Origin of the sequence: Streptomyces sp. NPDC004610 (genome assembly GCF_040609715.1) — a bacterium.
GTDB lineage: Bacteria > Actinomycetota > Actinomycetes > Streptomycetales > Streptomycetaceae > Streptomyces.
On sequence record NZ_JBEXLA010000017.1, the window covers coordinates 71,800 to 97,760 of the forward strand.

A 25,961-nucleotide genomic window follows, 5' to 3' on the forward strand; every position below is an offset into this window, starting at 1 on the left:
TCTAGTAACTCAGGCTGTGGTCAAGGGCGTCGAGGATCCGGTCGACCCCCGGCAGCCAGTCGGACTCCAGCCGACTGGGCGGGTACGGGGTGTCGTAGCCGGTGATCCGCAGGACCGGTGCCTCCAGGTAGTGGAACTCCTCCTGCTGGATCCGGGCGGCCAGTTCGGCGCCGAACCCGTGCGACAGGGACGCCTCATGGGTGACCAGCGCCCGCCCGGTGCGGTGCACCGACTCCCGTACGGTCGCCATGTCCAGCGGCGACAGACTGCGCAGATCGACCACCTCCAGGCTGCGGCCCTCCTCGGCGGCGGCGTCGGCGGCTTCGAGGGCCGTCGCGACCGTCGGGCCGTAGGCGATCAGGGTGGCGTCGGTGCCGGGGCGCACGATCTGCGCGCGCTCGAAGGGCGGCGGGGCCTCGTCGGTGACCTCGCCCTTGTGCCAGTAGTGGCGTTTGGGTTCGAGGAAGACGACCGGGTCGTCATCGGCGATGGACTGGCGGAGCAGGTCGTAGGCGTTCTGCGGGGTGGAACAGGTGACGACCTTCAGGCCCGCGGTGTGGGCGAAGTAGGTCTCGGGGGACTCGGAGTGGTGCTCGATGGAGCCGATGCCGCCGCCGTAGGGGATGCGGATGGTGACCGGCAGGGTGATCAGTCCGCCGGAGCGGTGCCGGAGCTTGGCGAGCTGGCTGATGATCTGGTTGACGGCCGGATAGACGAACCCGTCGAACTGGATCTCGCACACCGGGCGGTAGCCGCGCATCGCCAGCCCGATCGCGGTGCCGACGATGCCCGCCTCACCGAGCGGGGAGTCCACGACCCGGTCCTCGCCGAACTCCTTCTGGAGCCCGTCGGTCACCCGGAACACCCCGCCGAGGCGGCCGATGTCCTCGCCGATCAGCAGGACCTTGGGGTCGCTCTCCAGCGCGCCGCGCAGCCCGTTGTTGAGGGCCTTGACCATGGAGATCTTCATCGGGTGGCTCCGTTCTCCCGGCCGGTGCTCTCCTGGCCGGTGTTCTCCTGGCCCGCCGCGACGAAGTCGAGGTGCTCGGCGAGCTGGCGGCCGAGTTCGTCGGTCATGGTGGTGTGGGTGTGGGCGAAGGGCGAGGACTGCTCGGGGGCGGGCAGCTCACGGCAGCCGGCGCGCATGTGCTCGGCCATCGCCTGCTCCTGGTGCTCGATGTCGGCGAAGAACGCGTCGTCGGCCAGGCCCTCCGCGGTCAGATGCCGGCGCAGCCGGTCCAGCGGGTCCTTGGCGGCCCACTCCTCGTCCTCGGTGGACGGCCGGTAGCGGGTGGCGTCGTCGGCGGTGGTGTGGGCGTTGACCCGGTAGGTGACCGCCTCGATGAGGGTGGGTCCGCCGCCGGACCGGGCGCGGTCGAGGGCCTCGGTGGTCGCGGCGAGGGTGGCCAGGACGTCATTGCCGTCCACCGTGACGCCGGGGAAGCCGAAGCCGGAGGCGCGCTGGGCGACCGGGACCCGGCTCTGCACACGGAAGGGGGCGGAGATGGCCCACTGGTTGTTCTGGCAGAAGAACACCACCGGCAGGTTCTGCGCGGCGGCCCACAGGAACGCCTCGTTGGTCTCGCCCTCGCTGAGCGCCCCGTCCCCGAGGAAGACCAGCACGGCACTGTCCCGGCTGTCGTCGCCGGTGCCGACGGCCCCGTCCCGCACCAGGCCCATGGCATAGCCGACGGCGTGCAGGGTCTGGGCGCCGATGACCAGGGTGTAGAGGTGGAAGCGGCGTTCGAAGGGGTTCCAGCCGCCGAGTGTCGAGCCCCGGAAGAGCCCGAGCAGGGCGACGGGGTCCAGCCCCCGGCAGCGGGCCACCCCGTGCTCCCGGTAGGTCGGGAAGATCATGTCCTGGTCCCGGAAGGCGTGCGCGGCCCCGACCTGGGCCGCCTCCTGACCGCGCAGCGACGGCCACATGGCCAGCTCCCCCTGGCGCTGGAGCGCGATGGCCTCGGCGTCCAGCCGACGGGCCAGTGCCATGTCCCGGTAGAGGGCGAGGAGATCGGCCCCGGCGGGCACGGCGAGCCGGTCGTCGGGCTCCAGCACCCCCTCGGGCGACAGAAACTGAATCGGTCCGTCCGCCGGACGTACGGCTGCGGCGGACTTGGCTGTCTTTCGTGGCATCGCGGCTCTCGTTTCGGATACGGGGTCGGGGCGGGGGGTGGTGGGGGGGTAAATCGGCGTGGGCGTTGTGCCGGTTGCCGGGAGGCCGCTGCGGGGGCGTGGGCGTGGGGCAACGGCACCTGTCAGCACCTGCCGGCACTCATCGACGCTCGGTCGGCGCCGGTCGACCGGGCACCGGCAGGACAGGGCCGGGGTGATCGACCGGCGCCGGGTCAAGGGGGTTGGGGGGCGCGCTGTTCCGGCGGCCTGGCGCTGACCTGCCGTGCGGGGCGATGACGGCGGCGTCGGCACGAACGCCCGTGGCACAGGCACCGACATCTACACCGACACAGGTGCTGGCACCGGCACCGGCACCGGCACCGGGACTAGTGGGGCCACCGCGCCCGCCCCCCAAGGTCACACCAGGGCGCCCCCGGGCGGCTCACCCCGCGGACGCGGCCAGCTCCCTGCTGATCACCAGCCGCTGGATCTGATTCGTGCCCTCGAAGATCTGGGTGATCTTCGCTTCCCGCATCAGCCGTTCGACCGGGTGGTCCAGCACATAACCCGCGCCGCCGAGCACCTGGACCGCGTCGGTGGTGACGGCCATCGCCGTGTCCGTGGCGGTCAGCTTGGCGATGCTGGCCTGCCGGGTGAACGGCAGGCCCGCGTCCTTGCGGCGGGCGGCGACCAGATAGGTGGCGCGCGCGGCCTCGACGCGGGCGGCCATGTCGGCGAGGAGGAAGCCGATGCCCTGGTGGTGGATGATGGCCCGCCCGAAGGTCTGCCGCTCCCGGGCGTACTCGACGGCGTAACTCAGCGCGGCCTGGGCGATGCCGACGGCGACCGCGGCGATACCGAGCCGCCCCGCGTCGAGCGCGGACAGGGCGATGGCCAGCCCCTGGCCGGGCTCGCCCACCAGCCGGTCGGCGGGGATCAGCGCGTCCTCAAGGCGCAGTTCGGCGGTGGTGGAGCTGCGCAGGCCCATCTTGCGCTCCGGGGGCGCGGCGATCAGCCCGGCGGTGCCGGCGTCCACATGGAAGCAGGAGATCCCGTTGCGGGTGTCCGGGGAGGTGCGCAGGAAGACGGTGTAGAAGTCGGCCTCGCCGCCATGGGTGACCCAGGCCTTGGTGCCGCGGGCGGTCCAGCCGTCCGGTCCCTCGGTGGCGGAGGCGCGCAGGGCGCCCGGGTCGGAACCGGCGTGGGCCTCGGAGAGGGAGTAGGCGCCCAGGGCCCGGCCGCTGAGCAGGTGCGGCAGCAGCGCGGCCCGCTGGTCGTCGGTGCCGTAGGCGGTCACGGGGTGACAGGACAGGGTGTGGACGCTCATCCCGACGCCGACGGCCGCCCAGCGCGCGGCGATCTCTTCCAGCACCTGGAGGTAGACGGTGTACGGCTGGCCCCCGCCGCCGGTCTCCTCGGGGAACGGCAGGGTGAGCAGGCCGACCTCGCCGAGCAGGGTGAACACCTCGCGCGGGAAGACGCTCTTCTCCTCGAACTCCGCGACGCGCGGGGCGAGTTCCTTCTCGGCGACATCACCGACCAGCTCCAGCAGGTCGTACGCCTCTCTGGACGGCAGTTCGCGTTCTACTTTCACGGCGCGGCCCTCTCCTGTCGCGCGGCCGGTCCCACCCGCGCACTCGTCCCGGTGTCCTTGTGGAGGACCACAGTCGGCATCCGCCCCGGAGGGCCGCAATTAACCTGCACAGAAATTGACACGCACGCAAAGGTTCCGACGTAGAGTCCGGGCAGTGCGCAAGAAATCCGCGTTCCGCGACTCTCCCGAGGTGGCCCCATGCCCAGCACCGAGCATGTCGACAGCGTCGACAGCATGATCATCGACCTGCTGGTGCAGGACGGACGGCGGACGGTCACGGAGATCGCCGACCATGTCAGCCTCTCGCCGTCCGCCGTGAAGCGGCGCATCGACCGGCTGGAGCGGGTCGGGGTCATCGCCGGGTACACGGTGATCCTCGACCACAACAAGCTGGGGTCCGGTTTCGAGGCGTTCGTGGAGCTGAGGTTCGCGGGCGATGTCAAGGTCGAGCTGATCACCATGGCCGCGACCAGCGTCCCGGAGGTGCTGGAGGTGTTCACGGTGGCGGGTGACCCCGACGCGCTGGTGCGGGTGCGGGTGTCGGGGGTGCAGCATCTGCGCGATGTCATCGACCGGCTGCGCCGCTCGGGGCCGGTGATCGGCACGAAGACACTGATGGTGCTGGGGGCGTGGCGCAGGGACGGCTGATCCGGGAGGGGACGGCTGATCCCGGAGGGGCCACCGGCTGATCCGGGAGGGCCCACCGGAAGACGCCGCCGCACACACCGCCCCCACTCCCCGATTTTGCCCATCAGGCACATTCCATTGCCTCCCGGGTTGACTTCTCCGGTCCGCTCGGCGCACGCTGAGGAAGCTCCGCACGCGTGGAGCCACCGAGCCGCCGGGCTCCCGGGGCCCAGGGCCGCTCCCGTGTCGGGAGCCGCGCGCCACCGGGGCATCAGCCCGCATCAAGGACAGGGAGGCATGAGCGCATGTCCGTGTCGACGCACAGCTCCGACGCCGAGGACCTGGAAGACATCGGCGAGCTGGACATACCGCAGCTGGCGGACGTGAAGGACACGGTGGAGGCCGAACGGCAGCACCGCAAGGCGCAGCTCGCCATCGCCTTCCGGATCTTCGCCCGCTACGGCTTCGACGAGGGCATCGCGGGCCACATCACCGCCCGCGACCCGGAGTTCCCCGACCGCTTCTGGGTCAACCCGTACGCCGTCCACTTCTCCCGGATCAAGGTGAGCGATCTGCTGCTCATCGACGAGGAGGGGCGGGTCATCGAGGGCGGCAAGCGGACCAACAAGGCGGCCTTCTGGATCCACTCCTCGATCCACCGGGCACGCCCCGATGTGACCGCCGTCTGCCACGCCCACACCATCCACGGCCGGGCCTTCGCCTCGCTGAACAAGCTCCTCGACCCGATCGTCCAGGAGTCCTGCGCCTTCGCGGGCGACCATGTGCTCTTCGACGAGTACAAGGGTCTGGTACTGGAGAAGGCCGAGGGCGAGCGGATCGCCGAGCGGCTCGGGGACGCCCGCGCGGCGATCCTGCGCCACCACGGGCTGCTGACCGTGGGCCGGTCCGTGGAGGAGGCCGCCTGGTGGTTCATCACCATGGAGCGGGCCGCCCAGATGCAGCTGCTGGCCGACGCGGCGGGCACTCCCCGGATCATGAGCGACGAGGAAGTGCGGCTGGCGCACCGCCAGTTCAGCAACGCCAACATGGCCCGGCACAACTTCAATCTCCTGGCCGAGCTGGTGGTGGACGAGGAGCCGGACGTCCTGAAGTGACGCCGCCGCGCTGACCGTCCGACCCACCCGCCCCGCCTCTCCCGGGCTGTGACGCACCCGCCCTCATCCCGGGAGCCCCATCTCACCCCCCGCGCTCCCCACCTCCACCCTCGCCCTCGCCCCAGACGGAGACCGCCATGTCCATCCAGCGTGTGAACCCCGCCTCCCTCGCGCCCCCGATCCAGGGCCTCTACAGCCATGTGGCGACCGGCCGGGGCCGCTTCGTCGCCATCGCCGGGCAGGTCGCCCTCGACGCGGACGGGAAGCTGGTCGGCCCCGGTGACCACGAGGCCCAGGCCGAGCAGGTGTTCCGCAACTTCCGGGCCGCCCTGGAGGCCGCGGGCGCCACGCCGGACCATCTGATCAAGAACACCATCCATGTGGTGGGCCACAAGCCCGAGCTGATCGCCCCCATCTTCGCCGCGGGGGCGCGGGCCTTCGACGGAGCCTGGCCGGCGTCGGCGAGCACCTTCGTGGGCGTGGAGACGCTCGGCCTGCCGGAGTGGCTGATCGAGGTCGACGGCTTCGCCGTGGTCCCGGACTGACTCCGAGGGACCTTCCCCGTCGTCCCGGACCGACCCCGAGGGACCTTCCTCGTGGCCCCGGACTGACCCCGAGCCACCTTCCCCTCCCCTCTTCCCTCCCCCCATCCACCCTCCCCGCATCCTCGACAAAGGGGTCCTTGATGCCGCTTCTCCCCGGAGTGCAACGCCTCATCGACATGGCCTCGGACGGTCCCTCGCTCGCGGAGGTGCCGATCGAGCAGGCGCGGTCCCGACTCGATGCCATGGCGACCGCCTTCGGACCGGGCGATCCGGTCGGCTCCACCGCCGACGTCGACATCCCGACACCGGCGGGCAGTGTCCGCGCCCGGGTCTACCACCCCCTGGAGACCCCGGAACTGCCACCCGCGCTCTACTTCCACGGCGGCGGCTGGTCGGTCGGCGGACTCAGCACCGGCGACGCCTTCTGCCGTAAGCTCACCGCCCGCACCCGCGGTGTGGTGGTCAACGTCGACTATCGGCTCGCACCCGAGCACCCCTTTCCCGCCGCCGTCGAGGACGCCCTCGCCGCCGCGACCTGGCTGGACGGCGACCCCGCCCTCAACCCCGAAGGCGCGGGCATCCTGGTCGTGGGTGACAGTGCGGGCGGCAATCTCGCCGCGGTCGTCGCCCAGGCGTCCCGCACCACCGGCGACTTCGACGTACGGGCCCAGCTGCTGCTGTGCGCCGCGGTGAACCTCACCCACCGCGAGGGTTCGTACCAGGATTTCAGCAAGGGATATTTCGTTAGCATCAGCGAATTCGAGCATTGGATCAGCCTGTACGCGCCGGGCCGGGATCTGTCGGATCCGCGGCTGTCGCCGGGTGCCGCCATCGATCTGGCGGGTATCCCCCCGGCGCTGGTCGTCACCGCCGAGTACGACCCGCTCCGGGACGCCGGGGAGGCGTACGGGCGGGCGCTGCGCGAGGCGGGGGTGGACGCGTCCGTGCTGCGGTTCGAGGGGCAGGTCCATGACTTCCCGGTGCTCGGCGATCTGATCCCCGAGGGGGACGCGGCGGTCGACACACTGGCCGAACGCTGGCGGGCGCTGATCCTCACCTCACCGTGAGCCCCGACCGCACCCACCGACCGCACCCACCGATCGCACACTTGACCCACCCGGCACGAGGCGGCCGTCGCGAGTTTCCCGCGACGGCCGCCTCGTCGTTTGCCGAGCCGATCACCAGACGGGACCCGTTGCCCCATGCCCCTGTCCGTGGACACCCGCCTCGTCCGTGCCGTGGCGAATCCGATCCGGTTGCGGATCGTCACCCTGCTGGCCGCCGAACCGCTCGACGCCGCCCGGCTGATGGCGGAGACGGGCGCCTCGCCGACCAATCTGTCGAACCATCTGAAGCTGCTGCGCGAGGCGGGCCTGGTCGAGCCCGAGGCGCGAGCGCGGGGGCGGGCGCGGGGGCCGGGACGGTCCACCCGGTACCGGCTGCGGCCCGAGACCATCGGCACGCTGGCCGGTCAGTTCCAGCGACTCGCGGAGAGCGCGCGGGGCCAGGCGACGGCTCATGAAATCGGTTATCACAAGCCATCAGCATAAGCAAATAAAAGTTCGACCAAGAGTGGACTTCTAGGTCAGTGACCAAGTACTCTCGGGGGCACACGCACTTTCGCGACCTCCGACAGACCGAGGTACTTTCCCCATGGGACACTCACACGGGCACAGCCATGGCCACAGTCACGGACAGGGGCACGGACACAGTCACGGGCCCGCCGCTGACGGCGCCTCAGGCGGCAACACCCGGCGCCTTCTCGTGGCGTTCTGCATCACCGCCACGATCCTGATCGCCGAGTTCGTCGGCGCGCTCATCACCGGCAGCCTGGCGCTGCTGGTGGACGCGATCCATATGCTCACCGATGCCGCCGGGCTCGGCATGGCACTGCTGGCCGCGCGGATGATGGCACGGCCGCCCACCACCAAGCGGACCTGGGGCTTCGCCCGCGCCGAGGTGCTCTCCGCGCTGGGGCAGTCACTGCTGCTGCTCGGTATGGGCGCCTACGCCCTGTGGGAGGGCGTGGGACGGCTGTGGGAGCCGGCCGAAGTGCCCTCCGGCAGCCTGCTGTTCTTCGGCATCATCGGCCTGGTCGGCAACGCGGTCGCGATCGTCGTGCTGGTCGGCAGCCGCAGCTCCAACCTCAATCTGCGGGCCGCGTTCCTGGAGGTCATCAATGACGCCCTGGGCTCGGTCGCCGTCATCATCAGCGCCATCGTCATCGCCACGACCGGCTGGGCGACCATCGACACCCTGGTGGGTCTGCTGATCGCCGCGCTCATCGTGCCGCGCGCGATCACCATTCTGCGCAGCTCGGTGCGGGTGCTCATGGAGTCGACCCCCAAGTCCCTGGACCTGGAAGAGGTCCGCACGCATCTGCTGGGCTACCCGCGGGTGGTCGCCGTCCACGATCTGCACGCCTCCGAGGTGGGCACCGGGCTGCCGGTGCTGACCGCGCATGTCGAGGTCGAGGAGTCCTCCTTCCAGGACGGACACGCGGTCGTCCTGCTGGAGGAGCTGCGCCAGTGCGTCGCCGAGCACTTCCCGGTCCGGCTGGAGCATGTCACCTTCCAGCTCGAACCGGCGGGCTTCGGCGCCCGAGAACACCTCGCCCACCCCTGACCCTGACCCCTACTCCCTCCGACAACCACCCCTTCACTCAGGTGGAGTTCCCGTGCCCGACACACCCTCACCCGCAGACTCACCCTCACCCTCACCCGATCCCCACACCCCCGAGCCACCCGCTCCCGAGGTGGGCGCCCAACTCGCCGCCCTGCGGCGGGCGTTGCGGCCCGTCGCCTGGCCGCTGGCCGGGGCGGCGGCGGTGGAGACCCTCGCCGCCGTGGCGAGTGTCGCGCCCGCGCTGATCACCGTCGATCTGGCGGCGGAGCTGCTGCGCTCGCCCGCCGACCGGTCGACGGTGTGGACGCTGGCTCTCGCCCTCGTGGGCTGTCTGGTCGTCCACGCGCTGTGCTCGTCGCTGGCGCTGATCCTCACCCATCTCATCGACGGCCGGCACCAGTGGCGGCTGCGGACGGCGCTCGCCGCGAAACTCGGGCGGCTGCCACTGGGCTGGTTCTCGGCCCATCACGCCGGCCAGGTCAAGAAGATGCTCCAGGACGACACCCACGCCATCCACTACGTCGTCGCCCACGCGATCCTCGATCTGGTCTCCGGCCTGGTCGTCCCGCTGCTGGCGTTCGGCTATCTCTTCTCGGTGGACTGGCGGCTGGCGCTGGTGACCCTGGCACTGCCGCTGACCTACTTCGCGGTGTTCGGGGCGCTGATGGCGCGCAATCCACGGGCGGTGGAGGAGCAGGCGCGCAGCGCGGGGGTCCTGTCCGGGCGGGTGGTGGAGATCTTCGACGGGATCCAGGTCATCCGCGCGTTCGGGAAGGCCGGTTCGGCCCACCGCCGCTACACCGAGGCCGTGGACGACCACGCGGCCCGGCTCAAGGCGTGGATGGGCCCGCTCACCCGGGTGCAGGCGGCGATCACCGTACTGCTCCAGCCCATCACGTTTCTGCTGGTGGTGCTGGTCACCGGGGCCGCGTTCCTGACGGCGGGATGGATCGAGCCGCTGACGCTGCTGCCGTTCCTGCTGCTGGCGCTCACCATGGGCACCCCGGTCGTCCGGCTGGGCAACGGGGCGTCCGCGCTCCAGGAGGCCGCCGCCGCGGCGCTGCGGCTGCGGCGGACCGAGGAGTTGCCGGAGGTGGCCGAGCCCGCCCGCCCCGGTCCTCGCCCGGTCGGCCCGCAGGAGGTCGTCTTCTCCCGGGTCTCCTTCGGCTACGGCAGTGGCCGGGACGCGGTCACCGATGTCAGTTTCCGGCTGACCCCCGGCACGGTCACCGCGCTGGTCGGCCCGTCGGGCGCGGGCAAGTCGACGCTGGCCAAGCTCCTCCCCCGGTTCTACGACCCCGGCAGCGGGGAGATCACCCTCGGCGGAGTCCCGGTCACCGACCTGGCGACCGCCGACCTCTACCGCACGGTCGGCTTCGTCTTCCAGGACGTACGGCTGCTGCACGCGTCCGTGGGCGACAACATCCGGCTCGGGCGGCCCGAGGCCACCGACGCGCAGGTGCGGGCGGTCGCCGAGGCGGCGTCGATCCATCAACGGATCCTGGCGCTGCCCCGGGGCTATGACTCGGTGGTCGGCGAGGACGCCCGGTTCTCCGGCGGTGAGGCCCAGCGGGTCGCCATCGCGCGGGCGCTGCTCGCGGACGCGCCGGTCCTGGTGCTGGACGAGGCGACGGCGATGGTCGACCCGGAGTCCGAGGCCGCGATCCAGCGGGCCCTGTCGGTGCTGGCGCAGGGCCGTACGGTGCTGATGATCGCGCACCGGCTGCACACGGTGACCGGCGTCGACCGGATCCTCGTGGTGGACGACGGCCGGGTGGTGCAGTCCGGCACCCATGCCGAACTGAGCGCGGCGGACGGGCTGTACCGGCGGATGTGGGAGGCCAATGAGCGCTCCCGGGACCATCTGGGTCAGGAGGCGGCGGCATGATCGGCCAGTTGCTCGCGATCGTCGGCGACGACAAGCGTCCCGCGTTCCGCCGTTTCCTGACCCTGACCGTGGCGTTCTGTCTGCTCCAGGGGCTGGGGTTCCTGCTGATCCTGCCGACGATGAACGCGGTGTTCGAGGGTGACACCACGGCCCTGTGGGCCTGGCTGTTGCCGCTGATCGGGGTGGCGCTCGGCGCGCTGGTGCTGAACTACTGCGCGTCCGTCCAGGGCGTGGAGCTGACCTTCGCCATCGGCGCGCGGCTGTACCGGCGGATCGGGGACCACATCACCTCGCTGCCGCTGGGCTGGTTCGGGCCGGAGCGGGCCGGTCAGGTCTCCCGGACGATCACCAGCAGCAGTCAGCAGGTCACGCTGGTGCTTGGCTTTCTGATGCTGCCGTTCCTCAACGGTTTCATCACCCCGGCGGTGCTGACCGCGGGACTGCTGGTCGTGGACTGGCGGATCGGTGTGGCCTTCCTGGCCGCGATCCCGTTCCTGTACGGCGCGGACCGGCTCGGCAAGCTGTTCTACCGGCGTGGTGACGGGGGCATCGACCGGGCGGCGGCACAGGCCAACGCCCGGGTCATCGAGTACGCGCAGGCCCAGACGGTGCTGCGGGCCAACGGGGCGGTCGGGGACGCCAACCGGGCGCTGCGGTCGGCGTTGCTGGCGCAGCGCCGGGCGAGCGCACGGCATCTGGTGACGACCGTGCCGGGGTCGGTGATCTTCCGGGTCGCGGTCCAGTTGGTGCTGCTGCTGGTGATCGTGGCGATCGTGCCCCCGGCGCTGGGCGGGGAACTGTCGGCGGGGACGGCGGTGGCGCTGATCGCGGTGGCGGCCCAGTTCACCGCGTCGGTGGGGACGCTGTCGGATCTGGCGGGCGGGATCCGGCTGGCGCGGTCTTCGCTGCGCCGGATCAACGAGGTCCTGGCCGCGCGTCCGCTGCCGGTGCCGGAGGTGACCGCGGTGCCGTCCGGCCCGGCGGAACTGCGGTTCGAGAATGTGCGGTTCAGCTACGAGACGGGGCCGGAGGTGCTGGGCGGTGTGTCGTTCACGGTTCCGGCGGGGACGACCACGGCCGTCGTCGGTCCGTCGGGTGCGGGCAAGAGCACACTGATCAAGCTGACCGCCCGGTTCCACGATGTGTCCGGCGGCGCCGTCACGCTGGCCGGGAACGACGTCCGGGAGTACTCGCTGCCGGCGCTGATGGACCAGGTGTCGCTGGTGCTCCAGGACGTCTATCTCTTCGACGACACCATCTGGGAGAACATCCGGGTGGGCCGGGAGGGCGCGAGCGACGCGGAGGTGCTGGCGGCGGCCCGGATCGCCCGGGTCGAGGAGATCGCCGGGCGGCTGCCCGACGGCTGGCACACCCGCGTCGGCGAGGGCGGGCACAGCCTGTCCGGGGGTGAGCGGCAGCGGGTGTCGATCGCCCGCGCGCTGCTGAAGAACGCGCCGGTGATCCTGCTGGACGAGGCGACCAGCGCGATGGACCCGCTGAACGAGGCGGCGTTCCTCCAGGGCCTGGCCGGGATCACCGAGGGCCGGACCGTGCTGGTGGTGGCCCACCGGCTGTCCACGATCCGCTCCGCCGACCGGATCCTGTTCCTGGCCGACGGTCATGTCGCCGAGTCCGGCACCCATGAGGAACTCCTCGCGGCCGACGGCCCGTACGCCGCCTTCTGGCGACGGCGGACCCGGGCCACGTCATGGTCCCTGACCCGCGCCCCGATCCCCGCGTCCGGCCTGCCGGACCGCCCGCTGAAGGAAGGCATGGCGAAGGACGACGACATGACCGAGGAAGGCACGGCGGCGGAGTCATGAACGGAGACGCACAGACAGCGCCGACAGCAGAGACAGCAGAGACAGCAGAGACAGGAGACACCCAGACATGAGCACCCCTGACACCACCGCCCTCCCCCGGGTCACCACCCCCACCCTGACGGACCGTGGCTACGGCATCCTGCTGGTCGTGCTCGGCGCGCTCGGCCTGGTCCTCTCCTACGGGCTGGGGGTCGTCAAGCTCCGGCTGGAGGCGAACCCGGCGGCGGAGGTGAGCTGTGACCGGGGCGGGGTCCTGATGTGCAGCGAGATCCTGACCTCGGCGGGGTCGGCGCCGCTGGGCTTCCCCAACTCCTTCCTCGGCATGTCCGGGTTCGCGGTGCAGATCCTGATGGGCGCCCTGGTGCTCGGCGGGGCGCGGGTGCCGTCCCGCGTCTGGAACGGCTTCGGGCTGGGGATGCGCGCCGGGGCCGCGCTGGTCATCGTCTTCCAGGTGTACAGCCTGGGGGTGCTGGGCTATATCTGCGTCGACTGTGTGGTGGTGTGGCTGATCGCGCTGACCGGGTTCGTCTACACACGCGCCTATCTCACACAGCACGGCCATCTGCGCAAGCCGCGTCCCGTCGACCGGTTCGTCGGGCGCCGTCCGCTCACCGTGTCGCTGGTGTGCGTCGGGCTGAGCCTGGTCTTCGTCCTCGTCCGTGCCCTGATGGGCTGAGCGGGAGGTGCTGATGATCACGGAGGCGCGCAAGGCGCTCCAGGCGCTGGATGTCCTGACGACCGAGGTCCGCCGGATCGCCGACGGACTGGAGGCCAGGTACGCGCGGGAGGAGTTGTCGGCGGCGGTCGACCGGGTGCGCGCGCTGCACCACCCGGTCGACGGGGGCGCGGACGGTCCGCGCTGCGGTGGGTGCCCGGCCGGGGACCCGGCGGCGGGGCGCCCCGTCGCGCAGCCGTATCCGTGCCCGACGGTGCGGGCTCTTGAGGGGCGGGACGACACCGGTGACAAGCGGTGACAACCCAGCTGAATTTGCCAGTTCGGCAAGATGTTTTGCCTACAAGACGTGTATGTTACGGGCATGGCGCACGAGAACGAGGTAGACACCTGGGTCGGTCACCGGCTGAGGGATCTGCGCAGCGAGCGGGGGCTCACCCTGATGACGCTGTCCGAGCAGACCGGGATCTCCGTCACCCATCTCTCCCGGCTGGAGAAGGGGCACCGGCAGCCGTCGATCGGGAGTCTGCTCCAGATCGCCCGGGTGTACGGCCTCTCGGTGAGCGAGCTGATCCAGGAGCAGGAGCTGGAGGACTACCACCTCGTCCGGGCCGCCGACGCGCAGACCCACCCCGGGCAGGACGGGCACTACACCGTGCTGAGCGGGCCGGGGTCGACGATCGCGGTGATCCGGGTCGAGGTGGAGCCCGGCAAGTCCATCAAGGACGCCCGGCACGGGGGCGAGGAGTGGCTGCACGTCCAGTCGGGCGAGGTGGTCTTCCGGCTGTCCGGCAAGGACATCGCGCTGAGCGCCGGGGACTCCATCCACTTCGACTCGTCCAAGGTGCACCGGCTCACCAACAAGGGCGACGCCCCCGCCACGGTGCTGGTCGCGTCGACGGCGGCGACCACCCCGATGCACCACCCGGTCCCCTCGGCGAAGTCCCGGCGCTAGCTGCCGACCGCTCAGGCCAGCTTGAGCAGTTCGCGGGCGAGGACCCCGGGCTCGATGAGCACCTCGGCGTGGCTGACCTCGGTCAGGGTCACCAGGTCGAAGCCCCGCTTGACCGCGTCGGCGGCGGTGTCGTCGAAGAACTGCTGTGCCGCGCAGTGGATGTAGGTCACCGGTTTACGCTCCAGGACCTCCTCGCTGCCGGGCAGCAGGGGTTCGGAGTGGGTGAGCCGGGGCATCGGGGTCAGGTTGCGCTCCATCCAGGTCGCGCCGTCCTCGTCGGCACCCAGGGCGCGCGGGTCCAGCGGGGCCACCTGCCAGTCGGGGCCGCCCTCCGGGGGGACGAAGGCGTCCTGGAGCCAGGGCAGCAGACTGAACGCGGAGTCACCGCTGACGGGCGCGAAGGCATCGACGTAGACGATCCGCGCGATGCGGTCCGGGACCAGGGCGGCGGCGCCGGTGATGACCATGCCGCCGTAGCTGTGGCCGATGAGGATCGCCTGGTCGATGTCCTCGGCGGTGAGGAGATCGGCGATCTCCCGGGCGTTGGCGTTCACCCCGGTGCCGGGGCCGGCGTCGCCCAGTTTGCCGGCGAAGCCGGTGAGCGTGGGGGTCAGGACCCGGTGACCGGCGTCCTCCAGCAGCGGTCGCATCCGGTCCCAACACCAGCCGCCGCCCCAGGAACCGTGAATCAGCACGAACGTCGCCATCTTGCTCTTCCTCCTGCGAGTCACGGGCCCCTGCGGTCCGAGTGAACACAGCATTGAGCGAGCGGGCCACCTGGTCAACCCGTAGGGCGATTTCTTTTGCCTAACAGGCAATCTCCAGGTGTCCGGGAGACTGCCCCTTCCCGCCCTCGCGCCGCCCGACATGGGCGAGGGCCCCTGGCGTCCGCCGATCACCAGGGGCCCTCGCTCTTGTCACCTCCGTCCGCTCAGCCCAGGGGCTGGATCCAGATGTTCCGGTAGCGGACCTTGTTGCCGTGGTCCTGGAGGCGGACCGCGCCGGTGGAGGCGCCCTCCGGGATGGACCCGCCGGTCGGGCCGGTGACGGCCACGTCGTCGTGGACCTTGACGCCGTTCCAGACCAGGGTGACCCGGGCGTCCTCGGTCTTCCTGCCGTCACTGTCGTAGCGGGCGGCGCGGAAGGTGAGGTCGTAGGACTGCCAGGTCTCCGGGGCCTTGGCGGCGTTGTGGTCGGCGGCCTTCTGCTGGTAGATCGCGGCGGCCTCGTTCGCGGCGAGCCTCGGGACGCCGAAGGAGTCCAGGATCTGGATCTCGTAGCGCTCCTGGAGGTAGACCCCGCTGTTGCCGCGGTCCTGGCCGGTCACCTCGTCCGGCAGCTCGGGGACCCGGAACTCGACATGCAGCTTGTGGTCGCCGAAGGACTGCTTGGTGCGGATGTCACCGCCGCCGACCTCGACCGCGCCCTCGGCGGCACGCGGCCAGGCGACCGCGCGGCCGTCGGTGTGCTGCCACTGCGACAGAGTGCCGTCCTCGTCGAGGAGATCGATCCGGGCGCCGGGCTTGTTCAGGTGGATCATGTCCAGGTTGACATGGCCGTCGTCGCCCTCGTCATGGCGGTAGGTGATGGTGTTGGCGCCCTTGCGCAGGGTGAGCCGCTCGGTGTGGGTGGCCCAGGTGGACCAGGAGCCGGTGGGCGGCAGCGCGGTCCGGCGGACCTTCTCGCCATTGACGTAGACGCTGATCTTCTTGGTGCCGGTGAAGGGGTTCGGGCCGTTGGCGTACCGCAGGCCGATGTCGTGGGCGCCCTTCTTGGCGGTCTCCACCTGGAAGGTGGTGGTGGCGCCGACCGTGCCGTAGTTGTCCACGAAGCCGCCGCCGGAGAAGCCCTGGTGCTCGGTGTCGATCCCCGCGCCGCCGGACAGCTTGGCCTCCTCCGCCTCGTACTCGGTCGGGGTGGACCGGTCGCCCGGGATGGCGTTCAGCGTGTACCAGGCCTCGGTGCTCCACAGGGCCTCGCCGCCGGCGGCGGTGAAGGGGCGCGGGGAGCGGACATGGACCACCCGGTCGGCGCGCAGCCCCGGGATCTCCAGCCGGACCTGGGTGCGGTCGCGGGAGACGGAGGCCCCGGCGACGGTGAGCGGCTCCTCGTCGATCTTGGGGCCGCCGTACTGCGGGGTCGGCGAGTAGCGCCACTGCCGGACCTCGTAGCTCTGGGCGAGGTGCTGGGCGATGCGGTCGACGGTGGCCGGGGAGAGGGGCTGGGTGTACTTGAGGACGAAGCCGTCGTCGGTGGCGCGCATGGAGTGGATGTCGAAGGCGCTGGTGCCGTTCGGGGTGAGTTTCTGGAGGCCGAAGCGGAGCTTGCCCTCCTGGCCCCAGTTGCCCTCGGCGCCCAGACCGCCGGTGTAGATCGCGCCGTCGGGGCCGACGCTGATCCGGTTGACCCCGGCCTCCAGGCCCTGGGTGTGGCGGAAGACCGCGCCCTGGTACTCGCCGTCGACCTTCTCCAGGCTGGCGCGCTGGAGCCCGCCGTAGGTGACATCACCGAACAGGAGCTGTCCGGCGAAGGGGCCCTTCTTGAGAGTGAGCGGGGTGCTGGGCGAGTTGGCTATCTCGTTCTGCGGCAGCCACAGCACCGGCTTGGTGACGGGCTGGGCGTCGAAGCGGCCAGGGACGGCCGCGGTGCCGTCCTGGGCGCGGGTGTAATGGTTGAAGAAGCGGTCCTTCTTGATCTGCACCAGCTTGGACGCGGGGAGCCAGCCGCCCTGGTTGTCGGTCACGAAGATCTCGTTCTTCGGGCCCCAGCCGATGCCGTTGGGGGTGCGCAGACCACCGGCGAGATAGCTGACCTTGCCGGTTCTGCGGTCGACCTTGACGGTGGTGCCGCGGTCCTTGGCGGGCTGCGGATCGGTGGTGGCGCCGCCGTAGTTGATGGCGACGGAGAGGTTCAGATAGAAGCTGCCCCTGTCGTGGAGCAGTCCGAAGGCGAACTCGTGGAAGTTGCCGCCGTAGGGCCAGGAGGCGACCGTGCGGTAGGTGTCGGTGACCTCGTCGCGGTCGGTGTCGTTCAGCTCGGTCAGCCGGTGCTTCTCGGACACGTACAGCTTGCCGTCGACGTACTTGATGCCCATCGGCTCGCGCAGTCCGGAGGCGACCTTCTTGGCCTTCACCTTGTCGGGGCCGGTGGCGCCGGTGACATTGCTGAGGAGGTACACCTCGCCGTCGCTCTGCCGGCTCTCGCCCCAGGTGGTGACGGCGAGCCGGCCGTCGGGCAGCCAGTCCATCGCGGACACCTTGGGCTCGAAGCCGGGCGGGCGCAGATCGGTGAGGGTGTAGTCGGGGTGGACCCCGGCGAGCGGGAGTCCGTCGCCGGGGCTGTCCTGGCCGCTGACGCACTCCTTGCGGCCGGGGGCGGTCACCCGGACCACTCCGGCGTCGGTGCTCAGCGCCGAGGTGGGGACGAGGGTGAAGCCGCTCGCGCCGGGCGGCTTCCACTGGAGGGTGAGCTGCTGGCCGCCGCCCGCCTCGAAGTGCTCGACGCGCAGCGGGTGCAGTCCGGCGGTCAGCTGGGCGGTGCCGTCCTTGGGTTCGGCGGCGTGCAGTCCGTCGTGGTCGATGACGAGCCGGTCGCCGATGAGCAGCCGGGAGCCGTCGTCGCTGATCAGCCGGAAGTCGTAGGAGCCGGCGGCGGGGATGTCGAGATACCCGAGGGCCTGGCTCATGAAGTTGTTGGCCAGACCGAAGTCGGCGTCGGAGGACCAGTCGACGGTCGGCATCAGCTTGTCGACGTTGGGTGTCTGGCCCTCCTTCAGCTCACAGAGCTTCTTCAGGGGTGCCTGGAGGTCGAACACCCGCAGGGTGACGCCGGGTTCCTGGGGCGGGATGTCGGCGGCGGCCCGGACGGCGCCGTTCGCGGCGGCGGGGGCATCGGGGGTGTCGGCGACGGCGGGCGCGAAACTGCCCGCGACGAGCAGGGCGAGCACGACGCTCGCCGTGCGTCTGGAGAGGCGGCGGTAAGCCAGCGATCTCACCGGTCTCACATTTCCTCCTGGCGCTGAAGGGGCGAAAGAGGGCGACTCGGCCGAGACACTAGGGACTTTCCCTCACCCGGTCCACACTTCGTCCACAGAGAGTCAAAAGTTTTTTGACAGGAGACAGAAGAAGCGCGGATTCCGGTTCCTCCCCGACGGCCCCCGCCAACTACTCCCCTGACGAGCCGGGTTGTGTCGTACGGGGATACGATTCGGTCGGCGTCGCGGGCCGGGCACTCCCACCCGGATCCCGGGAACCGCACGACGCCCTGCGAGCATCGCTACAGGCGCGGACCGGCGCCGGGGGCGTGCGGACGCACGGGGGAATCACACGGGGTGCACCACATATGACGCAAAGGGCGGGGACCGTGACGTATCGAAGAGCCCGGCTGGGATGGGGGGTCCTCGCCGTGTGCGGGGTACTGCTGGCCGGCTGCACCGGGGGCGGCGGGGACGGGACGGAGACCAAGGGCGGCGATCCGTCCGGCACCGGGGTGACCACCGCCTCGCCGGACACCGACCAGACGCCCGAACCGGAGGAGTTGGAGACGGATCCGGACAAGCAGCCCACGACAGCCGCCGAGGGCCGCGCCCTGGTCACGAAGCTGAGCGCGGGAACGGATCTGTTCGCCGCCGAGGTCCGGAAGGCCGACCCCTACGAGAGCGACCCGAGCCGCTGGGCGGTGCTCGGCGAGAACTGCGTCTGGCAGCGCGAGCCGCTGCCCGAGAGCGTCCTGGCCACGCTCACCCGGCACTTCCAGGTGCCGGAGGCCGGCGGCAAGGGCCTGGTGCGGATCACCACGACCGTGACCGTGCACCGGACGATCGACGCCGCCGCCTGGGAGCAGGCCGGGATGCTGGAGGAGGCCGTCGGCTGCAACGAGCAGGTCCTCTCCGGCGGTGAGCGCCTCACCGGGCTGATCTCCCTCGCCTCCCGCTGGGGCGAGGGCAACAACCTGTTCAGCGAGGACTCCCTGGTCGAGACCGGCGAGTGCATCAGCGAGGAGCACGGCGGGCCCTACGAGTACTGGTGGTCGCAGGCCACCTTCGGCCCGGTGACCGCGGCGACCTCGGTGTGCGGGGGCCGCGGCTACAACCAGGGGGAACTCACCTCCCTGGTGGAGGAGGCGCTGCCGCGGATGCTGCTGCGGGCCCAGGAGGAACTGGGGCGCCCGGTCGAGGGCAAGAGCGGCTCGGCGTCACCGTCGCCCGCCGCCTCCGGTACGGACTCCGGCGCCGAGGGGGACAAGTGATGGAACGGCTCCTTCCCACCGACCCCTCCCGGCTCGGCACCCATCGGCTGCTCGGCCGGCTCGGCGCGGGCGGCATGGGCGTGGTGTACCTCGCCCGCGGCGAGAACGGCGATCTGGCCGCCGTGAAGGTGATCCAGCCGGAGTTCGCCGAGGAGCCCGCGTTCCGGGCCCGGTTCCGGCGCGAGGTCACCTCCGCGAGCCAGGTGCACAGCCCCTGGGTGGTGCCGGTGCTGGGCGCCGACCCGGAGGCCGAGTCCCCCTGGCTGGCCACGGCGTTCGTACCCGGCCCGGCGCTGGCCGAGGCCGTGCTGGCCTTCGGCGCGCTGCCGCCGCGGGCGGTCCGGGTGCTGGGCAAGGTGCTGGCGCGGGCGCTGGCCGCGGTGCACGCGGCGGGTCTGGTGCACCGGGACCTCAAACCCGGCAATGTCCTGCTCGCGATGGACGGGCCCCGGCTCATCGACTTCGGCATCGCCCGCTCCACCGCCGACGGCGCCACCGAACTCACCTCCGCCGGGGTCGTCGTCGGCACCCCCGGCTTCCTCTCCCCCGAGCAGGCGCGCGCCCGGGACATCGGGGCGCCCAGCGATGTGTTCTCGCTGGCCTGCGTCCTCGCCTACTCGGCCACCGCCCGCCCGCCGTTCGGCACCGGCGCGGTGGACGCCCTGCTGTACCGCACGGTCCATGACGAGCCCGATCTGTCGGGCATCACGGACGAGGTGCTGGGGGATCTGCTCCGGCGCTGTCTGGCCAAGGACCCGGCCGAGCGGCCCACCGCCGCCGAGGTGGACGCGGCCCTGGTGGAGGACGCGCCCGAGGGGGCCATCGACTGGCTGCCCGACCCGGTGGTGGCCCTGGTCGCCGAGCGCTCACAGGCGCTGCTGGCCCTGCCCGGCATCGAACCCACCCTGGTCCCCGGCGGCCCCGGCCCGCGGCGACGGCCCGGACGGCGCCGGTTCCTCGCCCTCGCCGGGGGCGCCGCCGCGCTGCTCGCCGCCGGAGGCGGCACCGCCGTGTGGGCGGCCCGGCGCGACAGCGGCGACGACACCGCCGGTCAGGAGACCGGCCCGACCCGGGTCATCGGGGTGCACGCCGACCTCAGCGGCCCCCAGAAGACGTTCGGCGTCACCCAGGAGCGGGCGGCCCGGCTGGCGGTGGAGCAGTTCAACGCCGCCGAGAGCAAGCCGTTCACCCTGGTCCTCGATGTGGTCGACGACAAGGGCGAGGCCGCCCGCGCCGAGTCCGCGGCCCGCCGGTTCGCCGGGCGCGAGGAGGTGATCGCCGTCCTCGGCCCCACCGGCTTCGCGTCGACGAAGGCGTCCATGGCGGTCTACGAGAGCGCCCGGCTGCCGGTGGTCACGGTGTCCGAACTGTCCCTCGCCGCGTCCCAGTCCGCGCTGGTCGTGTCCCCGAAGTGGTACTACCGGGCCGCGCCCATCGGGCCGTACACCGCCTACGCCACGATGCTCGCGATCCAGGCCGCCGGAGGCCGGGCACCCGGCCTGCTGATCGACCGGGCGGGCGGCATCACCGGCTACGAGATGACCTCCCTGGCCCGGGGCGCCGCCGCCGGTCTCTCCATGGACCTCTACACCCGGGTCGTCCCGGACTTCGCCGACCCGGTGGCGGTACTGGACGACATGTTCGGCAACGGCATCGACTCCCTGTACTACACCGGCACACCGGAGCGCGCCGCGTCGGTGGCCCGCGCCCTCGCCGAACGGGACTTCGACGGGGTCCGGTTCCTCGACATGGGCTCGGCCACCGACGCCTTCATCGAGGAGGCGGGCCCGGCCGCCGACGGCTGGCAGGCGCTCCTCTCGTTCGCCGACCCGGGCGACGAGCGGGTGAAGTCCTTCACCACCGCCTACCGCGAGCGCTACGGCGGCGCGCCCGCGCACACCGGGGCCGAGGCGTACGACGCCGTCCGGCTGATCGCCAACCGGCTCACCTCGCTCGACCCCGACGGCGGCCGGGACGAACTGGGCAGCGCGCTGTCCGCGTCCCGCTACCAGGGGCTGACCGCGCTGCTGGTGTTCGACGAGTACCACTACCTCGACGCCGCGCAGGTCCCGCTCTACGCGGTCGAGGGCGGCCGGTTCCGCCATGTCCGCCTGGTCGAACTGCCGACCTGACCGGCGCCCGCCCCGGTGCGGGTCTCCTTCACGACGGATTCGCGAACGCACGGCGAGGATCGAGGAATGCGCGCACTCAGGCCCGAGGACCCCGAGACCCTGGGCGGGCACCGGCTGCTCGCCCGGCTGGGCACCGGCGGCATGGGCACCGTCTATCTGGCCCGCGCCGCCGACGGGGCGCCCGTCGCCCTGAAGGTGATCCGGGCCGAGTTCGCCGCCGACCCGGCGTTCCGGGCCCGTTTCCGCCGCGAGGTGCGGCTCGCGAGCGGGCTCTCCGGGCGGTGGGTGGTGCCGGTGACGGCGGCCGACACCGAGGCGACCTCGCCCTGGCTGGCGACGGCGTTCGTCGCCGGGCCCGCGCTCGGGGAGGCGGTGGCGGTGGTCGGCGCGCTGCCGGGCCGCACGGTCGCCGTCCTCGGGGCCCGGCTGGCGCGGGCGCTGGCCGAGGTGCACCGGGCGGGCCTGGTGCACCGGGATGTCAAACCCGGCAACATCCTGCTCGCCCTGGACGGGCCCCGGCTCATCGACTTCGGCATCGCCCAGGGCGCGGGCGTGACCGTGCTCACCGCGCCGGACATGGTGGTCGGCACGCCCGGCTACCTCGCCCCGGAGCAGGCCCGCGCCTCGGCGGGCGAGGTGGCCGCGCCGAGCGATGTCTTCGCCCTGGGCTGCGTGCTGGCGTACGCGGCGACCGGGCGGCGCCCGTTCGGCACGGGTGACACCAGCGCGGTGCTGTACCGCACGGTCCATGAGCCGCCGGACCTGGAGGGCCTGGACTCGGCCGTCCCACCGGAACTGGCGGCCACGATCACGGCATGCCTGGCGAAGGAGCCGTCCCGCAGACCAACGGCTGAACGGCTGGCAGAGGTCTGTGAAGGGGCGGAGGGGGGTGGGGGGTTCGGGACGGGGGCCGGGTCCGGGGCGGGGGCCGGGTCCGGGGCGGGGGCCGGGTCGAGCGCCGGTGCCGGTGCCGGGTCCGGTGCCGGTGGCGGTGCCGGGTCCGGTGCCGGTGGCGGTGCCGGTGCTGGGTCGAGCGCCGGTGGCGGGTCCGGTGTCGGTGCGGCGCCCGGCGCGGATGGCGGGCTCGGCGCGGATGGCGCCTCCAGCGGGGATGCCGGGCCCGGTATCGGTGCGGCGCCCGGCGCGAACGCCGGGTCCCGCGCGGATGCGAGGTCAGGCGCGGATGCGGATCGACTCGGGGGGTCGGCCTCCCCGGCGGGCGGCGGCGTCGGTGCGGGCGGCGGCGGTGCAGGCGGCGATGCGGATGGTGGCAGTGCGGACGGCGGCGGTGCGGGCGGCGGCCCCGGCACCGGTACGCCCCCCGCACCCCGGAGCACCCCGGACCCCCGCGCCCGAGATCCCCGCACACCAGACCCTCGTACGCCCAACCCCCGTACCCCGAACCCCCGCACCCCCGACCCCCGCGCCGCAGGCTGGCCGTCGCCCGGTGCGGCCCCGGCGCGCGACTCGGCCCCGTCCCCCGACTCGGCCCCGGCGCGCGGCTCCGCCCCCGCAGGGGAGCCCCGACCAGCGCCTCCCCCTCGCCCCACCCCTCACGCACCCCCGGCCGAGGAGGCACCCCCCACCGCCGCCGGGCACTGGCTGCCCCCCGAGGTCGTCCGTCTGGTCGCCGACCGGTCCGCGCGGGCGCTCGACCCGCCGCCGCGTCCCCCGGCCGTCACGCCGGATGCACCTCCCGGGGGCGACGACCCCGACCGGCCGCCCACCCGGCGCCGGGCGCTGCTGATCGGCGGGTCGGCGCTCGCCGCGGTCGCCGCCTCCGGGACGGCCGCCGCCGTACTGCTGCTGCGCGGCGAACCGTCGGCCGAGAAAGCCGCCGCCGAGCCGCCGACCCGGACGATCGGGTTCCAGGGCGATCTGTCGGGCGCCCAGAAGGCCATCGGCAGGGCCCAGGAGCGCGGGGCGCGGCTCGCGGTCGCCGAGCACAACGCCGGTAAGGACATCGCCTTCCGACTGGCGCTCGCCGTGCACGACGACAAGGGCGAGCCCGGGCGGGCCGCGACGATCGCGCGGGAACTGGCGGACGCCGACGAGGTGTGCGCGGTGATCGGCCCGACCGCCGACGAGGCGGTACGGGTCGCGGCGCCGCTGTTCGACGGGGCGTCCAAGCCGTTCGTGCTGGTCTCGGCGGACCCCGACGCGTCCGATCTGTCGCCGGCGACAAGCCGCACCCTGGTGCTGGCCAGGGCGCCGTCGTCGTACCGCGCGGTCCCGTTGATCAGTTATCTCACCAACGCGCGGAACAGTCGCCGCACGGCCGTGGTGGAGGACGAGGCCGGGGGCGCCCTGGCCCTGGAGATGAGCCGGGGCCTTCGAGAGGCGGTGCCGAACGGGGACGTCGGCGGCACGGTCACCGTGTACCCGGTCGCCGCCGGCACCGACGACTTCGGGCCCGCCGTGCGCGAGGCGCTCGCGGCGCGGGCGGACGCCGTGGTCTACGCCGGTACGTCACCGGAGCGGGCGGCGGCCTGTGCCCGCGCGGTCGCGGGGGCCGGGTTCACGGGGGCGCGGGTGGCGTACGAGGCCGTGCTGCGGCCGAAGTTCCTGGAGGAGGCCGGGGACGCGGGCGAGGGCTGGGTGTTCGGGGCGTCCTACACCGACGCGCCGTCGATGGGCTCTCCGGCGGCGCGGGCGTTCACCGCCGCCTTCCGCGAGCGCTATGACGCGACGCCGGGCCGCTGGGCGGCCGAGGCGTACGACGCGGTGGGGCTGCTGACCCGGGCGCTGGGCCCGTTCGGCTCCCGGGCGACGGTGCGGCCGAGCGAGGTGGCGGAGCGGATCTTCGTGTCGTCGCACGAGGGAGTGGCCAAGCCGTTGCGGTTCACCAGCGACGGCACGCATCTGCTCCAGTTGCAGCAGTCGGGGTTCCTGTACCGGGCGGAGGACGGCCGCTTCCGCTTCCTGGGCCGCGTCGACCAGGTGATGAAGGACCCCAAGTAGGCGGCGGCGAGCGGGACTTGCCGTCGTCCCGTGATCGCCGGGGTGGGGTTAACCCCCGGCGAAATCCGGGGGATGCCCGCAAAGTGGGGGAATGCCCCGACGGCCTAGCGTGCGCGTATGCGGACGACAAAGCGAATGCACCTGGCCGTCGCCGGGGCCGCGGCCCTGGTGTGCGGTGCTGCGGCCCTGCCCGCCTCGGCCGCCGGACCGGCGGACGGCCTGGACCGGTACTACTCCCAGACCATCGACTGGCACAGCTGTGCCCTCGGCCCCGACGACACCACGGGACAGGAACTCGACGCGGCGGGCGCCCGGTGCGCCGACCTCACGGTGCCGCTGGACTACGCCGACCCCGAGGGGCGCACCCTCACCGTCGCCGTCTCCCGGCTGGCCGCCTCCGACCCCGGGGAGCGGGTGGGCCCGCTGCTGCTCAACAACGGGGGACCCGGCGGAGCCGGTCTGGACATGCCGCTGACCGTCGGCCGGGCGATGGGCAAGGTGGCGGACAAGTACGACCTGATCGGTGTGGACCCGAGGTTCGTCGGACGCTCCACCCCGCTCGACTGCGGCTGGGACATCGGTACGTCGGTGTTCTCGGCGGGCGCGGACCGGGCCGCGTTCAAGGAGTCGGTGGCGATCCAGCGCGAGCTGGCCGACCGCTGCGAACGCACCAACGGGGCTGTCCTGCCGTATGTGACCACCCGCAACACCGCCCGGGACATGGATGTGCTGCGGGGCGCGCTGGGCGAGCGGAAGATCTCCTATCTCGGCTATTCGTACGGCAGTTACCTCGGCCAGGTCTACACCCAACTGTTCCCGGGCCGGACCGACCGGATGGTGCTGGACGGGGTGCCGTCGCCCGCCCAGTACAGCCAGACGCTGCTGTCGGGCAATGAGCGGGCGGCACAGGACGCCCTGCGCGCCTGGGCCTCCTGGGCCGCCGAGCGCGATGCCGTCTACGGTCTGGGCGCCACCCGGGCCCAGGTGCTGGCCACGGTGGACCGGGTGCTGGACGCGGCGGCCGAGGAACCGCTGCGGATCGGTGACTTCACCGTGGACGAGCACTTCGCGCCGCTGGTGTTCTTCATCCCGCTGGGCAGCGATCTGGAGGAGAACCGGGCCGTGCTGGCCGAGATGGCGGTGACCCTGGCGAAGGCCGCCGACGGGGAGCCCGATGTGCGGCCGGACCCGGTGCTGGAGGAGATACTCACCTTCCTGCTGACCGATCAGGCGGCGCAACAGGCCAGTGTCCAGACCGCCGTCATCTGCGGGGATGTCGCCGAGCGGCGCGGGATCAACAGCTACTGGAAGGCCGTCCGTTCCGCCCGCGCCGTCTCCCCCGTGGTCGGGCCGATCGCCAACAACATCTCGGCGTGCGAGTTCTGGGACACCCCGGTGGAGAAGCCGACGGTGATCTCCAACGATGTGCCCGCGCTGCTGGTCAACGCCACGGGTGACACCCGTACCCGCTACGAGAGCGCCCAGCAGGTGAGGGCCCAGTGGCCCTCGTCCCGGCTGGTCACCGTGGCCGGTGCCCGGCAGCACGGGATCTTCGGCGAGTACGGCAACGCCTGCGCCGACCGGCAGGTCAACACCTATCTGGACACCGGCAGGCTGCCGTCCGGGGATGTGACCTGCCGGAAGTAGCGACCGGATCGGAGGCG

At 72.2% G+C, this 25,961-nt stretch carries 20 protein-coding genes and 1 pseudogene; 16 read left to right on the forward strand and 5 right to left on the reverse strand.

Annotation, left to right across the window (positions count from 1 at the left end; all coding sequences use genetic code 11):
• Nucleotide 1: 1 nt before the first annotated feature.
• From ABZX40_RS20305 to ABZX40_RS20315, 3 genes are all read right to left on the reverse strand, one after another.
• Nucleotides 2-970 (reverse strand): alpha-ketoacid dehydrogenase subunit beta, encoded by a 969-nt coding sequence (locus ABZX40_RS20305; protein WP_355733754.1) that lies wholly within the window; start codon nt 968-970, stop codon nt 2-4.
• Nucleotides 967-2,133 carry a thiamine pyrophosphate-dependent enzyme gene (locus ABZX40_RS20310; RefSeq protein ID WP_355733757.1) on the reverse strand — a complete coding sequence of 389 codons (1,167 nt, stop codon included), beginning with the start codon at nt 2,131-2,133 and terminating at the stop codon, nt 967-969. Before ABZX40_RS20310 ends, ABZX40_RS20305 begins: the two co-directional genes overlap by 4 nt.
• 421 nt (nt 2,134-2,554) lie before the next feature.
• Nucleotides 2,555-3,706, reverse strand: a complete 1,152-nt coding sequence (locus tag ABZX40_RS20315; protein ID WP_355733759.1) for an acyl-CoA dehydrogenase family protein — start codon at nt 3,704-3,706, stop codon at nt 2,555-2,557.
• 198 nt (nt 3,707-3,904) lie between these two features.
• On the opposite strand from ABZX40_RS20315, the gene ABZX40_RS20320 reads away from it, so the two are divergent.
• The 11 genes from ABZX40_RS20320 to ABZX40_RS20370 all read left to right on the forward strand — a co-directional run bounded on the left by ABZX40_RS20320 (nt 3,905) and on the right by ABZX40_RS20370 (nt 13,957).
• Nucleotides 3,905-4,354 (forward strand): Lrp/AsnC family transcriptional regulator, encoded by a 450-nt coding sequence (locus tag ABZX40_RS20320; RefSeq protein WP_355733762.1) that lies wholly within the window; start codon nt 3,905-3,907, stop codon nt 4,352-4,354.
• Between the two features lie 284 nt (nt 4,355-4,638).
• Complete coding sequence (locus ABZX40_RS20325) at nt 4,639-5,448, forward strand: class II aldolase/adducin family protein (protein ID WP_355733765.1); 810 nt, start codon at nt 4,639-4,641, stop codon at nt 5,446-5,448.
• A 137-nt stretch (nt 5,449-5,585) separates the two neighbouring features.
• Complete coding sequence (locus ABZX40_RS20330; RefSeq protein WP_355733768.1) at nt 5,586-5,993, forward strand: RidA family protein; 408 nt, start codon at nt 5,586-5,588, stop codon at nt 5,991-5,993.
• 140 nt (nt 5,994-6,133) lie between these two features.
• Nucleotides 6,134-7,060 (forward strand): alpha/beta hydrolase, encoded by a 927-nt coding sequence (locus ABZX40_RS20335; RefSeq protein WP_355733770.1) that lies wholly within the window; start codon nt 6,134-6,136, stop codon nt 7,058-7,060.
• Between the two features lie 135 nt (nt 7,061-7,195).
• Complete coding sequence (locus ABZX40_RS20340) at nt 7,196-7,543, forward strand: metalloregulator ArsR/SmtB family transcription factor (protein WP_355733771.1); 348 nt, start codon at nt 7,196-7,198, stop codon at nt 7,541-7,543.
• A 103-nt stretch (nt 7,544-7,646) separates the two neighbouring features.
• Complete coding sequence (locus tag ABZX40_RS20345) at nt 7,647-8,618, forward strand: cation diffusion facilitator family transporter (protein ID WP_355733774.1); 972 nt, start codon at nt 7,647-7,649, stop codon at nt 8,616-8,618.
• A 52-nt stretch (nt 8,619-8,670) separates the two neighbouring features.
• The gene (locus ABZX40_RS20350) at nt 8,671-10,506 is read left to right on the forward strand and encodes an ABC transporter ATP-binding protein (protein ID WP_355733777.1); all 1,836 of its coding nucleotides are present in this window, start codon (nt 8,671-8,673) and stop codon (nt 10,504-10,506) included.
• Entirely contained in the window at nt 10,503-12,329 is a 1,827-nt protein-coding gene (locus ABZX40_RS20355; protein ID WP_355733779.1) for an ABC transporter ATP-binding protein, read from the forward strand. Before ABZX40_RS20350 ends, ABZX40_RS20355 begins: the two co-directional genes overlap by 4 nt.
• Nucleotides 12,330-12,396: 67 nt before the next feature.
• Nucleotides 12,397-13,005: a vitamin K epoxide reductase family protein gene (locus tag ABZX40_RS20360; RefSeq protein ID WP_355733782.1), complete on the forward strand. Its 609-nt coding sequence runs from the start codon at nt 12,397-12,399 to the stop codon at nt 13,003-13,005.
• Nucleotides 13,006-13,018: 13 nt separating this feature from the next.
• Nucleotides 13,019-13,303, forward strand: coding sequence for a hypothetical protein (locus ABZX40_RS20365; protein WP_355733785.1), 285 nt, complete (start codon nt 13,019-13,021; stop codon nt 13,301-13,303).
• A gap of 63 nt (nt 13,304-13,366) precedes the next feature.
• The gene (locus tag ABZX40_RS20370) at nt 13,367-13,957 is read left to right on the forward strand and encodes a cupin domain-containing protein (protein ID WP_355733788.1); all 591 of its coding nucleotides are present in this window, start codon (nt 13,367-13,369) and stop codon (nt 13,955-13,957) included.
• A gap of 11 nt (nt 13,958-13,968) precedes the next feature.
• Here the strand turns inward: ABZX40_RS20370 and ABZX40_RS20375 are convergent, their stop codons facing one another.
• Together ABZX40_RS20375 and ABZX40_RS20380 are read right to left on the reverse strand one after the other, a co-directional pair.
• A complete protein-coding gene (locus ABZX40_RS20375; protein WP_355733791.1) occupies nt 13,969-14,664 on the reverse strand; it encodes an alpha/beta fold hydrolase in 696 nt (231 codons plus the stop codon).
• A gap of 224 nt (nt 14,665-14,888) precedes the next feature.
• Nucleotides 14,889-17,903 (reverse strand): family 16 glycoside hydrolase, encoded by a 3,015-nt coding sequence (locus ABZX40_RS20380; protein WP_355733933.1) that lies wholly within the window; start codon nt 17,901-17,903, stop codon nt 14,889-14,891.
• Between the two features lie 416 nt (nt 17,904-18,319).
• On the opposite strand from ABZX40_RS20380, the gene ABZX40_RS20385 reads away from it, so the two are divergent.
• From ABZX40_RS20385 to ABZX40_RS20405, 5 genes and pseudogenes are all read left to right on the forward strand, one after another.
• A complete protein-coding gene (locus ABZX40_RS20385) occupies nt 18,320-19,204 on the forward strand; it encodes a hypothetical protein (RefSeq protein WP_355733794.1) in 885 nt (294 codons plus the stop codon).
• Nucleotides 19,204-21,336, forward strand: coding sequence for a bifunctional serine/threonine-protein kinase/ABC transporter substrate-binding protein (locus ABZX40_RS20390; RefSeq protein WP_355733797.1), 2,133 nt, complete (start codon nt 19,204-19,206; stop codon nt 21,334-21,336). Before ABZX40_RS20385 ends, ABZX40_RS20390 begins: the two co-directional genes overlap by 1 nt.
• 66 nt (nt 21,337-21,402) lie before the next feature.
• Nucleotides 21,403-22,200: pseudogene (locus ABZX40_RS20395) on the forward strand (serine/threonine-protein kinase); the annotation flags it as partial.
• The gene (locus ABZX40_RS20400) at nt 22,195-24,297 is read left to right on the forward strand and encodes an ABC transporter substrate-binding protein (protein WP_355733935.1); all 2,103 of its coding nucleotides are present in this window, start codon (nt 22,195-22,197) and stop codon (nt 24,295-24,297) included. The pseudogene ABZX40_RS20395 and the gene ABZX40_RS20400, both read left to right, overlap by 6 nt.
• A gap of 117 nt (nt 24,298-24,414) precedes the next feature.
• Nucleotides 24,415-25,944: an alpha/beta fold hydrolase gene (locus tag ABZX40_RS20405; RefSeq protein ID WP_355733800.1), complete on the forward strand. Its 1,530-nt coding sequence runs from the start codon at nt 24,415-24,417 to the stop codon at nt 25,942-25,944.
• The last annotated feature ends 17 nt before the right edge of the window (nt 25,945-25,961 follow it).